Here is a 13,314-nt window from a genome sequence, read left to right as displayed (position 1 = left end):
CGCTACTCCCCGCTGCGCTCGCGGACGAGTTCGCGGACCGTCTCCTCGACGGTGTGTTCGGGCTCCCAGCCCAGTTCCGACCGGGTTCTGCTGGTGTCGACGGCGAACTGGTCGACGAGGGTTTCGCCGCTTCGCGGGTTCTCGACGAGACTCACCTCGGTGTCGATATCTGCCTCCTCGCTGGCGATCCGCCGGACGAGTTCTGCGACAGTCTGGACGCTTGGATCCTCGTCGCTGGCAATCTCGTAGGCGCGGGCCCCCGTCTCGTCGCGGTCGAGCTGTGCGAGCAGTTCCTCCGCGCTGCGGAGGTAGGCGTTTGCGACATCGGTGACGTGGATGTAGTTGCGGGACTGCGTACCGGGTTCGTACACGGTGAGGGGCTGGTCGGAGAAGACCCGGTCGACGAAGAAGTTGATCACCGTCCCCTTGCTCACCCGCTGGCCGGCGATACGGTGTTCGCCGTAGAGATTCGAGATGAGAAAGAGGTGTGCCGGGAACGAACCGTCGGCGTAGGTCCTGATCGACTGCTCGCCGAGGAGTTTCGTCCGACCGTACCAGTTCATCGGATCGCGGGGGAGGTCGACGGTGATCGGGAACTCCGCCGGATCGCCCAGCACGGCCATGCTGAAGGGAAAGGCCAGTCCGGCACCGCTCTTCCGGCAGAACCAGGCGACGTTTTCGGTTCCCTGAACGTTGACCTCGAAGGCGAGATCCGGCTTCTCGTCGCAGTCGTCGACGCCGCTGATCGCCGCCAGGTGCAGGACGATGTCCGCGCCGTCGAGCACCGCTTCGAGTCGCTCTCGGTTGCGGATGTCGACGTGCTGGACGGTCACGTCACCGATCTCACGGATCGTCCCGAGATAGAAGTTATCGACCGCGATGATCTCCCAGTCGGGGTGTTCTCGCTGTATCTGGCTGACGACACGACTGCCGATGTATCCCGCAGCGCCCGTGACGGCGACTGTCGGTGATGGGTTCGGTGTGCTCATGTGTGTGCTGTGAACGCGTCGTTCGTGAATGCCGTTGCGAGTTCGCGGACCCCCTCCCGGAGCGTGTACTCCGGTTCGTAGCCGGTCTCCTCGACGCGGTCGAAGTTGACGTGGTAGGACGGCCCGGGGTGTTCGTCTTCGAGATACGTGATGTCGACGCCGGTACCGACCTCGTCGTGGACGATTTCGGCGATGTCGCTGATGCGGTAGTTCTCGCTGTTCGCGCCGACGTTGTACACTAGCTCGGGCCAGGAGTCCGGTTCCAGCGTCGCCCGCGCGAACGCCCGGGCGGCGTCGGAGACGTGGATGAACGGCCGCCAGTTCGAGCCGTCGCCGTAGACGGTCAGCGGTCGGCCGGTGAGCGCGCGGAACACGAACGTGTTCACGACGAGGTTGAACCGAATTCCGGGAGCGTGGCCGTAGTTGGTGCTGAGTCGGAGGGCGGTGGCGTCGCCGTCGAACTCCGCGAGAAGTTCCTCGGCGGCGAGTTTCGACTCGGCGTAGGGGTTGATCGGCCGGGGATCTGTCGTCTCGTCGACGTTCTCGTGGGGCGCGCGGCCGTAGTTGTTACACGAGGAGGCGAAGGTGACGGTCTCGACGCCGAGCTTTTCGGCCGCGTTCAGGACGTTACGGGTGCCGTCGAGGTTGACCGCGAAGGTCTCCTCGCGGCGGTCGTGGGTGCTCGCGGCGCCCGTGACCGCGGCGAGATGGATCACCGCGTCGACGCCTCGCATCGCGCTCTCGACCTCCCCGTAGTTCCGAACGTCGCCCTGTCTGAACTCGAACCCGTTGCCGACATCCGCGTCCATGAGGTTCGCGGGTGAGCCGCCGGCAAGCGAGTCGAAGACGACGACGTTGTCCGTCTCCTCGGCCCGCTGGAGCTCCGGGACGAGCGCGCTGCCGATGTATCCACACCCGCCGGTGACGAGGACGGTCCGGTCGCTCATCGTCACTCTTCGAGGACACCGGGCAGGAAGCGGTCCTCGTGTGCTTTCACTCGGTCGTCGTACTGGATCAGCGTGTCGAGGATGTCGTCGACAGCCTCCTCGAAGGTCTGGGACTGGCCGCCGATCAGATCCGCGTACCGGTCGTTTTCGATCTCCATCTTGTGCGTCTCGTCCTCGTCGCGGGGGTTCTCGAAGTGTTCGACCGCCACGTCGAGGTCGTACGCTTCACCGACCTCGGAGATGGTGTTCGCAATCTCGACGATACTGATCGCGCGCGTGACCTGGTTGTAAACGACGTGGTCGTCGGGCCGCTCGTCGGGGTCGGTGAGTGCGAGTTGTGCGAGCCCTTCGACGGCGTCTTCCAGCGAGACGAACGGCTTTCGCTGTTCGCCTTTCCCGTAGACTGTCACAGGATAGCCCGCGACCGCCTGCGCGCAGAAGCGGTGGGTCACGGTTCCGAAGTAGTAGTCGAAGTCAAAACGGGTGTTCAGGCGGTCGTCGGCGCGGGTCTCCTCGGTCTCGGTCCCGTAGACGATGGCGGTCCGAACGTCGCTGATCGGGATGTCGAACTGCTGGTGGGCCAGGCGCATGTTGGCGGCGTCGTGGCTCTTCGTGAGGTGGTACCACGAGCCAGCCATCGCCGGGAACGGCACCTCGTCGCGCTCGCCGTCGTTCTCCATCGTCGCCCCGCCCTCGGGGATGGGGAACTCCGGTGCGCCGTAGACGCCGGTGGTGGTCGTCTCGACGAAGTGCGTCTCCGTCATGTCGTTCTCGTGCAGGCCGAACAGGAGGTTACGGGTCGCCTGGAGGTTGTTGTGCTGGGTGTAGTTGGCGCGTTCGCCGTTGATCTGCGAGTAGGGGGCGGACGGCTGTGCGGCCGTGTGGATGATCGTCCCCGGTTCGTGGATCTGGAGCAGTTTGTCCACCTCGGCGCGGTCGGTGAGGTCGGCCTCCACGAACGAGAGGTTGTCGAGGCCGTGGACCTCCACGGCGGCGGCGAGGCGGTCGTCGATGTCCGCAATCGGTGTCGCGCTGACGCTGCCGACCTCCTCGACCCACTCCCGCCGGGCGAAGTTGTCGACGAGGACGACGCGGTCGTCCGTTCGCGTGGCGATTCTGAGTGCGGTCGGCCAGCCGAGATAGCCGTCGCCGCCGGTTACGATGACGCTCATAGTTACTCGAAACGTGAGTAACTACATAGCTCTTGTGTGTCCGACCGCCGGCCAGACCGGTTGACAGGGTCGTCGCGTTCGTCCAGACGAGGCGTCGTCACTGCGGGCCGCAGTCGGCTCCATCGGATCAGAATGTCAGGTCCGGCCGAGGCTCATCCCGAATCTGGCCGCGACCGTTCCGCCGACCAGTACCGGCAGCCAGTAGACCACGCCGCGGTGGATGAGGACCGCCGCGGTGACCGTCGCCGCCGGAATGCCGGTCGTCGGGACGAGAATCGCGACGAAGGCGGCTTCGATCCCGCCGAGTCCCCCGGGAAGCGGCGCGGCCCCGGCGAGGTTGCCAAGCGGGACGGCGAAGAGGACGACCGCGACTGGGACGGTCTGGCCGACCGCCTGAAAGGCGATAAACAGCGCGACGCCCTGGAGAACCCATCCGGCCAGCGAGAGACCCAGGACGAGCGCGAGGCGTGAGGGGCTGGTCGCGATCGTCTCCACGTGGTTGAAAAATCGGGCGGCGCGGTCCTGGATCTGGAGGTCGAGGCCGGACGAGGGGACGAGGCGAGAGGCGGTAAAGGCGGCGACGCGGCTCGCGGCGCTGACGAGCGACCAGCGGTACCGCCAGCCGACCCCGAGGACGATACCGACGCCGACGATGATCCCGATCGCCGAGAGCACGGCGTCCTCGACGGCCTCCGCGACCGTCGTCGTGGTGGCGTAGTAGCTGACGCTGACCAGGATGAGCGTCACCGACGAGACGACGTTGAGGACGTCGACGGCACTGATCCCGGCGAGTCCGGTCTCGTAGGGCTCGTCGGTCACCTTCGAGATGAGAAACGCGGCGACCGGTTCGCCGCCTGCCTGCCCGAAGGGAGTGACGTTGTTGGCAAACGCCACGGCGACGTAGATCTGCAGCGAACGGAGTACGGTGATCGGAGTGCCGAGGGTGCCGAGAATACTCCGGAGCATGAGCCCCCAACAGCTCAGCCAGCCCGCCCCGGCGACGACCACGAGGCCGACCAGCTGTGGATCGGCACTCCGGAGAGCGGTCAACACCTTCCGCCCCCCGACGACGAACAGCAACACCGCGAAGATAACCGCCGTGCCGCTCGCGCTGATGAGGAGTGCCCGACGCCGGTCCATACCCCTATTCCCACTGTAACTGTCTTCAACTGTTCGATCTTTTTGCAGCGTCTCTGTCGCCGAACAAGTCCCGTGGACGTATCCGTCATCTCCCGGAATCCCGACTGTCAGCGGGCAGCTACAGGGATTCGAGATCTCCCGGCATCTCGGCCTCGATGTGCGGCAAGTGTTCACAGGCGGCTCCGGCGATCTCGGTGTCACGCTCCGACGTGCTGTAGACCGGGTGACAAGAGGGGCGAGAGACGAGGCGCAACGGCCGGAGGTGGCCAGAGCCGGCGTCATTCGGTCGGTACAGCGGTTGTTCCCCCATCAAGCGTGAACCGTTAGAAATACCATTACCGGCCTGATTGGGTAGAACAATAGAATGCGATCCCAGCAGTTTCTCGAATCCGAGTGGGACTACTGTCTGGTCCTCGACTCGTGTCGCTACGACGTGTTCGAGTCGGTGTACGACGAGTACCTCGACGGCTCGCTCGAACGACGGGAGAGTATCGGCTCCTCGACGCCGGAGTGGGCGTACCGCACTTTCACCGGGAGCCACGATATCGCGTACTTCTCCGGAAATCCGTTTATCAACAGCCTCGGCATCCCGCTCTCGGAACTGAAGTGGGGCGCCAGTTGCGATTACGACTGGACTGCGACCGACCACATCTCGAACGTCATCGACATCTGGCGGGAGGGCTGGGACGACGAGTTGGGGACCGTCCCCCCCGAGAACATGACCGAGGGATTCGAGAACCACCAGGACGCAGTCGAGGAGGCCGAGCGGACCGTCCTCCATTACATGCAGCCACACGCGCCGTATCTCAGCCGCGGCCAGGGCGGCAAACTCGGCCAGATCAAAGAGGGGATCAACCGCCAGGCCGAGTCCGACGGCGACGGGGGCGTCGTCTCGAAGATCGGCGACACCGTGCGACCGAAACTCGAACAGTCCTTAGAGGGCAGTTCGCTCGCGCAGAAGGCCGGCCTGTGGCTGGAGATGGACCCGGTCGAACTCGTCCGCGGCGGCACCCGACAGACCGCGATGGAGTACCACGAGCAGAACCTCCGGATCGCGCTCGAAGAGATCGTCGACCTGATCGACGACCTCGACGGCGATATCGTCGTCACCGCGGACCACGGGGAGGCCTTCGGTGAACAGGGCGTCTGGGAGCATCACATCGAGACCCACATTCCGCCGCTGATCGAGGTGCCGTGGCTGGAGGTCGACGGCGTTGCGTGATCTGCCGGTAATCAGTTCGCCATGTTCGTAAGCCACTACTTCGAGTTCGAGGACCGCGTGACGGGCGGCATCAGCGAGTCCGTCGCCCACCAGCGCAAGATGCTCGAAAAGCGCGGAATCGCGTACACGACCGAGCCCGTACTCGACGCCGACGTGTTGCACTGCAACGTGATGGGGCCGCGGTCGGTCTACTACGCCAGTCGCGCGGACTGTCCAGTCGTCGCACACACCCACGTGACCGCCGAGGACTTCGGAGAGAGCTTCCGGTTTACGAACGCGCTGTCGTACCCGCTGCGGCCGTATCTGAAACGCGCATACGGCCTCGCGGACGCGCTCGTCTGCCCCTCGGAGTACAACCAGGGAGTGATCGACAGCTACACCGACACACCGACGCGAGTCATCACCAACGGCGTCGACACGGAGAAACTGGCGGGCTTCGAGGACCTGCGCGAGGAGTATCTACGGCGGTACGACCTCTCGCCGCCGGTGGTCTTTCTGGTCGGTCACGTGATCAAGCGAAAGGGGCTAGAGACGTTCGTCGAGACGGCCCGAAAGCTTCCGGAGATCGACTTCGCGTGGTTCGGCCCGCTGGACAGGGAACTGAAAGGTCGGTCGACGAAGCGGCTGATCGACGACTCCCCACAGAACTGTACCTTCACCGGCTTCGTCGACGACATTCGGGGGGCCTACGCCGCCGGAGATATCTTCTTCTTCCCGACCCACGAGGAAAACGAGGGCATCGCGCTGCTCGAAGCGATGGCGGCAGGCAAGCCGCCGGTCGTTCGCGACATCGAGACGTTCTCGTGGTTGACCGACGGCGAGGACGCGATCAAAGTCGACGGGGACGCCGGATTCGTCGACGCGATCCGGCAGTTACGGGACGCCGACGAGCGGGCGCGTCTCGGGGAGACCGCACGGGAGCGAAGCGAGCCGTACCATCTCGACGCGGTCGCCGAGGAGTACGAGCGACTGTACGAGGAGGTGTGTGGACGATGACGGACGGAATGCGGGTCGGCTTCTTCACGGACAGCTACTTCCCGGAAATCGACGGCGTGACCTACACGCTGCAGTTGTGGTGTGACCGGCTCAGCGAACGCGGTCACGAGACCGACATCATCTATCCGGACGGCGACTACGAACCCGGCGAGGGCGAACACCCGGTCCCGTCGCTGCCCAATCCGTTCTATCCGGGGTATCGCGCCCCGACCTACCGGCGGCCGTCGACGCTTCCGGATCTCGATCTTGTCCACTGCCACGGCCCCGGGCCGGTCGGCTGGCTCGGCCTGCGGTACGCACAGAAGTACGACGTTCCCCTCGTCTACACCCACCACACGCCCATCGAGGAGTACTTCCACCAGGGACTGCCCTGGGAGCGGCTTGCGAGCGCCCTCCAGAAGCGATACCCGGCTATCGAGAGCAAGTATATGCAGCTATTCGACGTGGTGACGGCCTCGACGAGCCGGATCAACCGCGACGTCGATCACGTCCAGTTGCCCGTCGGCGTCAACATGGAGTTCTTCCAGCCGACCGAACAGCGGTGGTACGAAGACGAGACAGTAATCGGCTACAGCGGTCGACTCAGCAGCGAGAAGAACCTCGCCGAGGTGTTAGAGGTCGCCCGGGAGCTTCCCGAGTACCAGTTCGTCATCGTCGGCGAGGGGCCGCGTCGGGAGGCACTGCGGGCGAACAAACCCGACAACGTCACCCTCCGGGACTTTCTCCCCCGGGAGGAACTCCCGATCTTCTACTCCTCGATCGACGTGTTCATCACCGCCTCGACGGCGGACACGCTGGGGCTGTCGACCCTCGAAGCCAACGCCTGCGGCACGCCGGTCGTCGCCGCCGACGCCCCGCCGTTCGACAGGACCATCGGCGTCAACAACGGCCGCCGGTACGAACCCGGCAACGTCGAGGCGGCGACACAGGCCGTCGAGGAGTGTCTCCGGACGGACCGAGATACGAGGGGGGCGGTCGAGCAGTACAGCGTCGACCGGACGATCGACCAGCTCGAAACGCTCTACGAGGGGTTGCGGGACGGGCGCGTCGAGGAAGTGGAACTGGACTGAGCGCCGGTATACTACCGGTGTCGGTGTCCCATTGACGGCCGTGTCGTGGCTCGTTCTGCAGAGGGCCACCTGAAGTGGGACGGAAAAGTCCACTCGCCGTTTTCAGTGTGCAGGGATTCTATCCCCGTGTTTATGTATCGAATTATGGTAAGAGTGGATATGCAGACCACGACCGTCCCGGACCGAGCGTCGCCCGGCGGGGGCGCGTACGGTATCCGAACATCGGAGACCGGTTGGGGGGTGATACGCAACCGGTCCGGGGTGGGCGTGGCACGTTCTGGAAGGAGGCGGCGCGGACTCGACGAAGCCGTGACGGGAGACACTCACATCACAGTCGAGCCAGCGCCAGTGAGACGAGAGCCGTTGCTCGGCCGACACACGAACCATGTCGTTATATACAGATGACAGCAAACACGAACCAGACCGACCGGACCGCACAGGATCTCCAGACGACCGCTGACAGCGTCGCGACGACGGACATCTACTCGGCGATCGAAAACGCCGGGCACGCGATGCTCGTGACCGACGCCGACGGCGTTATCACGTACGCCAATCCGACGATGGAGGAGATCTCGGGGTACGACCGCGCAGAGCTCGTTGGATCGACGCCCGCGATCCTCAAATCCGGCGAACACGACGAGGAGTTTTACAGCCAACTCTGGGAGACGATCCTCGACGGCGAGGTCTGGCAGGGGGAAGTCATCAACGAGCGGAAAAACGGCGAGCGATACGTCATCGACCAGACGATCTCGCCGGTCACCGAAAACGGCGAGGTCACCGGCTTCGTCGCGATCAACCGGGAGATCACCGAGCAGAAGACGCGTCAGCGTCGGCGGATGTTTTTCGAGCGCGCGGTCGAACAGATCGGCACCGGGATCGCCGCCTACGACAGCGACGGCACGATCACGTACACCAATCCCACCTACGCCGGCATGCTCGGGGCAACCCCCGAGAGCCTGCGAGGGGATTCGATCACGCTCGTCAATCCCGAACTCGACGCCAACAGATTCGACGAGTACTGGGATTCGTTCGAGGACGGAGAGATCCGCCGTCGGGAGACGCTCAACCGTCGCCTCGACACCGGCGAGGCGTTTCCGGTCGATACGGTCACGACACACGTCACCATCGACGGCGAGGAGTATCACGTCGGGACGATCCAGGATATCACCGAACGGAAGGAGCGCGAGCGCGATCTACAGACGTTTCGGAAGGCTGTCGAACAGGCGGGTCACGGCGTGTTAGTGACCGATGTCGACGCGACGATCGAATACGTCAACCCCGCCTTCGAGGAGATGACCGGCTACGACCGGGAGGAGGCACTCGGCAACACGCCAGCGATGCTCAAATCCGGCGAACACGACCGGGAGTTTTACCGGACCCTCTGGGAGACGATCCTCGACGGCGAGGTATGGACGGGCGAAATCGTCAACGAGCGCAAGGACGGCAGACAGTACGTCATCGATCAGACCATCGCGCCGCTCACCGACGACGGGGAGATCACCGGCTTCGTCGCGATCAACCGCGACATCACCGAACTCAAAGAACAGCAACGAGAGCTTCGTCGCCAGAACGACCGCCTAGAGAACTTCGGGCGGACGGTCGCACACGATCTGCGCAACCCGCTCAACATCATGGACGCCAACCTCGACGTTGCCCGTACTGCCGACGATCCGAGCCAGGCCCACGCGCGTATGCAGGAGGCGATCGACCGTATGGAGGCGCTGATCGACGAACTGCTGGCACTCGCCAAACAGGGCAAAAGCGTTCTCGACGCCGAACAGGCCTCTCTCGAAGCCGTCGCCCGGGCGGCGTGGGAGACCGTCGATACGCAGGTGATGACACTCGCTGTCGACAGCGACCGGACGCTCGAGATGGACCGGTCACGGGTGCAGGAGCTGTTTGCGAACCTGTTCCGAAACGCTCGTGAACACGCTGGCCCCGACGCGACCGTCCGCGTCGGTGCGCTCGACGACGGGTTCTACGTCGAGGACGACGGCCCCGGGATTCCGCCTGCTGTCCGTGACGATGTCCTCACCTCCGGGTTCACTACCTCGAAAGACGGGACGGGATTCGGCCTGACGATCGTCAGTCAAATCGTCGAAGCACACGACTGGGCGATCGAGATCACCGACGGCGCCGACGGGGGTGCTCGTTTCGAGATTCGGTGCAGTGAATCCCAGTCCGTGAACCAGTGAGTGTCTCCTCAGAAAGAGGCCCCCCTCCGAGTCGACCGCCGATCTGTTCGTACCCCGTGACGACCGCCGTTCGGACGGACTCTCACCGTCGTGGGAACCGACACAGTATACATAGCTCTGCTCATCTGAACCCATGCCGATGACAGACAACCCTCGACTGACGCAACTTTCGAGTGGGGTGTCGGGTCTCGACACCCTCCTCAACGGTGGGTTTATCGACGGACGCCTCTATCTCGTCATCGGTCCACCTGGAACCGGGAAGACGACCCTCGGCGTGGAATTTCTGCAGGCGGGTCTCGACGCCGGCGAGACGGTCCTGTTCATCCACGGCGAGGAGTCGAAGGCCGATCTGTGTGCGAACGCGGCCGCGCTCGGGATCGATATTTCTGACGCGTCGTTTCTCGACATCGGGCCGGAATCAGAGTTTTTCAACGGCTCACGCTCCTATGACGTTGTCCGCCCACAGGACGTTGCCGACGACACGCTCATCTCCGACGTACGGACCGCAATCGAAGAGCTAGATCCCGACCGCGTCCTCATCGACCCCGTCACACAGTTTCAGTACGTCGAACCGAACGAGTACCAGTTCCGGAAGCGCATCATCTCCTTTGCGCGCTTTCTCAAAGGCCGCGGGACGACGGTACTCGCAACGAAGACCCCCAGCGGACAGATGGACACCCAGTTGCGATCACTCAGCGACGGTGTGGTGAGCCTCGCGTACGAGGAGGAGGCAGGCCGGCGAATCAGTGTGCCGAAACACCGCGGTGTCGGACAGCGAGACGGAACCCACGGGCTCGAAATCCGTGAGGGCGGTGCCGAAGTCTATCCGGCGCTCTCGACAGATCAATCCACCCGCCCGTTCGAGCCGACACAGTTGCCCTCCGGCGTCGACAACCTGGATACGCTGCTCGGCGGGGGGCTCGAACGCGGGACGATCACGATCATCAGCGGACCCTCCGGCACCGGAAAGACGACGATGGCCACGGAGTTTCTCCACTCGGCAGCGACCAGCGGCGACGGGGCGGTAGGATATCTCTTCGAGGAGTCGTTCGAGACGTTCAGATACCGGGCAGAGACGTTCGGGATCGACATCACCGGTCTTCAGGCAGACGGGACCCTAACAGTCGACGAGGTCGATCCGCTGACGCTGTCCGCCGAGGAGTTCGCCCGACAGGTCCAGACACGTGTCCGGAGGCAGTCGCCCGAACTGGTCGTCATCGACGGAGTTTCCGGGTACAGAACCGCGATCAAAGGGAGCGCTTCGACGGTCGACCTCCGTCGTCGGCTCCACGCCCTCACACAGCACCTGACGAACACCGACACGTCGGTGATCGTGATCGACCAGCAAAGCGAGGTGACTGGACTCCCGCAGGCGACCAGCACGAACGTCAGCTACGTTGCCGATAACATCGTCTTTCAGAACTACATCGAACTCGATGGTGAACTCGAACGCGTCGTGGGCGTGTTGAAAAAGCGTGTCGGTGACTTCGAGACGACGCCTCGGCAGTTCCGAGTCACAGCCGACGGCCTAGAGGTCGGAGCACCGCTGACCGGGATGCACGGTATCCTCGACGGCGTTCCAGACCGAACGGACAGAGCGTGGTGATCGGACAAACCATGGCTGACCTCCAGGTGTTGGCGCAGGACCGAGACAGTCACAACACACGCGGTTGGGGTATCGGTGTCACGATATCACACGATGGCGGTACTCGAGGGGAAAACACTGGCAACGGCGGTGTCACGTAATATGGCGACGATCCAGCTCCTGTTCGCTGACGAGGGTAACCGCGCTGCGATGGAATCGATCGTCGAACAGCGACACACACTGGTGACCGACGATCAGCTCAGAGCGGCGGATCTATACATCGTCGACGAGGCAATCTTTCCGGAGTATCGGGAGGGGCTCGAAACGCACAAACAAGCGGTGGAGCCGATCTTCTGCCCGGTCGTCCTCGTCCGGCGGGAACAGACCGCGGTGTCGGTCGATCTACAGGATATGACCGACCGGGATCGCCCGCTACTCGTCGACGATGTCGTCCGGGCACCCGTGAGAGAGCGGGCGTTGTTCCGGACGCTCGAGAACCTGCTCGCTCGACGGGAGCAGACAGAGAGACTTATCGCGGATCTGCGCGAACGGACGGCACAGCTCGAAGCCGAACACCAGAAGTATCAGACGCTCGTCGAGCAGAGCGACAACGGAATCGCGGTCGTCCAAGCGGGGGAACTCGTGTTCGTCAACGAGCGATTGACCGAGATCCTCGACCGGGGCGCGGAGACGCTTCGTAACTCGCCGCTTGAGAGGGTTCTCTCCGAGGCCGACAGCAGCCTCCTCGAACGGTGTCGCGAGCACCGGCCGGAGTCCGGCGAATCGCCGACACAGCACGAGCTCACCGTTCGGACACCGAGCGGAGAGCGAAAGCACATCGACCTGCGTTCGTCCCGCATCGAGTACGAAGGCGAGCCCGCGTCGCTGCTGTCGTTTCAGGACGTGACCGAGCGCAAGCAGCGCGAACGCGAACTCCGTCAGTTCAAAAACGCTGTCGAGCAGGCTGGCCACGCGATCATCGTCACGGACGAACGAGGAGTCATCGAGTACGTCAACCCCGCCTTCGAGGAGATTACCGGCTACTCCGCCGAGGAGGCTGTCGGGTTGACGCCGCGCATTCTCAAATCCGGCGAGCACGGCGAGGAGCTGTACAGCCGTCTCTGGGAGACGATACTCGATGGGAGAGTCTGGAACACCGAAATCGTCAACGAGCGTAAATCCGGCGAGCGGTTCGTCGCCCTCCAGACAATCGCCCCGATCAGAGACAGCGACGGTGACATCGATGGCTTCGTCGGCATCCAAGACGAGATAACGGACCGCCGGCTCAGAGAACAACAACTGGAAGTGTTTCATCGCGTTCTCCGTCACAATCTGCGCAACAAGGGGACCGTCATCATGGGAAACGCCAGCATGCTCGCGGCCGAACTTGAAGACGAGACCGCGCGTGCACAGGCCGAGACGATACAGGAACACGTCCAGTCCCTGATGGACCTCAGCGAGAAGGCTCGGCACGTCCGGCAGGTTGTCACGGAGGCAGCAGAGCCACAGACGGACTGTGACCTCGGCTCTTTCTTGAAGCAGACAGCAGGGCAGTTCCGGTCGTCCTATCCGGACGCGACACTCGATCTGGACATCGCCCCCCAGGCCGATCTTACCGTCGACGGGAGAGTCAGGCCCGCCCTCGAGGAACTCATCGAAAACGCCGTAGAGCACTCCGACGGGCCGGAGTCACGCGTGGTGATCTCGCTCACGACAGACCAGCAAAAAGGGATCGTGACGATCAGCGATAACGGCCCCGGGATCCCGGAGCAGGAACGGCGTGCGCTCGAACAGGGCGCGGAACGGCCGCTCCAGCACGGCTCCGGCCTCGGTCTGTGGCTCGCGTACTGGCTCGTCCACTACGTTGGCGGCGGGATCGACATCCGAGTCGACGGGCAGGGGACGAGCGTCTCCGTCGAACTCCCGTTGCAGTAGGGTCGGCGTCCGACGCGTTTCACTTTCAGTGCGCTCTGGCAACGCATTTACCGGGCCCCGCCG

Annotated in this window: 10 protein-coding genes; 6 read left to right on the top strand and 4 right to left on the bottom strand. The window is 63.8% G+C overall.

All coding sequences use genetic code 11. The features are described from left to right. Nucleotides 1-2: 2 nt before the first annotated feature. From GRX03_RS08880 to GRX03_RS08865, 4 genes are all read right to left on the bottom strand, one after another. Complete coding sequence (locus GRX03_RS08880) at nucleotides 3-989, bottom strand: NAD-dependent epimerase/dehydratase family protein (RefSeq protein WP_159763853.1); 987 nt, start codon at nucleotides 987-989, stop codon at nucleotides 3-5. Then, on the bottom strand, nucleotides 986-1,936 hold the full coding sequence (locus GRX03_RS08875) for an NAD-dependent epimerase/dehydratase family protein (RefSeq protein WP_159763852.1): 951 nt from the start codon (nucleotides 1,934-1,936) through the stop codon (nucleotides 986-988). The genes GRX03_RS08880 and GRX03_RS08875 overlap by 4 nt, the downstream gene beginning before the upstream one ends. Nucleotides 1,937-1,938: 2 nt before the next feature. After that, a complete protein-coding gene (locus GRX03_RS08870; RefSeq protein ID WP_159763851.1) occupies nucleotides 1,939-3,108 on the bottom strand; it encodes an NAD-dependent epimerase/dehydratase family protein in 1,170 nt (389 codons plus the stop codon). A 135-nt stretch (nucleotides 3,109-3,243) separates the two neighbouring features. Next, a complete protein-coding gene (locus tag GRX03_RS08865; RefSeq protein WP_159763850.1) occupies nucleotides 3,244-4,248 on the bottom strand; it encodes a lysylphosphatidylglycerol synthase transmembrane domain-containing protein in 1,005 nt (334 codons plus the stop codon). 364 nt (nucleotides 4,249-4,612) lie between these two features. Here GRX03_RS08865 and GRX03_RS08860 point away from each other — a divergent pair, with 364 nt between their 5' ends. From GRX03_RS08860 to GRX03_RS08835, 6 genes are all read left to right on the top strand, one after another. Then, the gene (locus tag GRX03_RS08860) at nucleotides 4,613-5,470 is read left to right on the top strand and encodes a hypothetical protein (protein WP_159763849.1); all 858 of its coding nucleotides are present in this window, start codon (nucleotides 4,613-4,615) and stop codon (nucleotides 5,468-5,470) included. Nucleotides 5,471-5,491: 21 nt separating this feature from the next. Next, nucleotides 5,492-6,466: a glycosyltransferase family 4 protein gene (locus tag GRX03_RS08855; RefSeq protein ID WP_159763848.1), complete on the top strand. Its 975-nt coding sequence runs from the start codon at nucleotides 5,492-5,494 to the stop codon at nucleotides 6,464-6,466. An 8-nt stretch (nucleotides 6,467-6,474) separates the two neighbouring features. Then, nucleotides 6,475-7,536 carry a glycosyltransferase gene (locus tag GRX03_RS08850; RefSeq protein WP_159764168.1) on the top strand — a complete coding sequence of 354 codons (1,062 nt, stop codon included), beginning with the start codon at nucleotides 6,475-6,477 and terminating at the stop codon, nucleotides 7,534-7,536. Between the two features lie 401 nt (nucleotides 7,537-7,937). Next, nucleotides 7,938-9,731, top strand: coding sequence for a PAS domain-containing sensor histidine kinase (locus GRX03_RS08845; protein WP_159763847.1), 1,794 nt, complete (start codon nucleotides 7,938-7,940; stop codon nucleotides 9,729-9,731). Nucleotides 9,732-9,870: 139 nt separating this feature from the next. After that, nucleotides 9,871-11,337: an ATPase domain-containing protein gene (locus tag GRX03_RS08840; RefSeq protein WP_159763846.1), complete on the top strand. Its 1,467-nt coding sequence runs from the start codon at nucleotides 9,871-9,873 to the stop codon at nucleotides 11,335-11,337. A 141-nt stretch (nucleotides 11,338-11,478) separates the two neighbouring features. Beyond that, complete coding sequence (locus tag GRX03_RS08835) at nucleotides 11,479-13,251, top strand: PAS domain S-box protein (RefSeq protein WP_159763845.1); 1,773 nt, start codon at nucleotides 11,479-11,481, stop codon at nucleotides 13,249-13,251. Nucleotides 13,252-13,314 lie beyond the last annotated feature (63 nt).

Origin of the sequence: Halovenus carboxidivorans (assembly GCF_009831575.1) — an archaeon.
Classification (GTDB): Archaea; Halobacteriota; Halobacteria; order Halobacteriales; family Haloarculaceae; genus Halovenus; species Halovenus carboxidivorans.
This window is presented reverse-complemented; position numbering and strand designations above follow the sequence as displayed.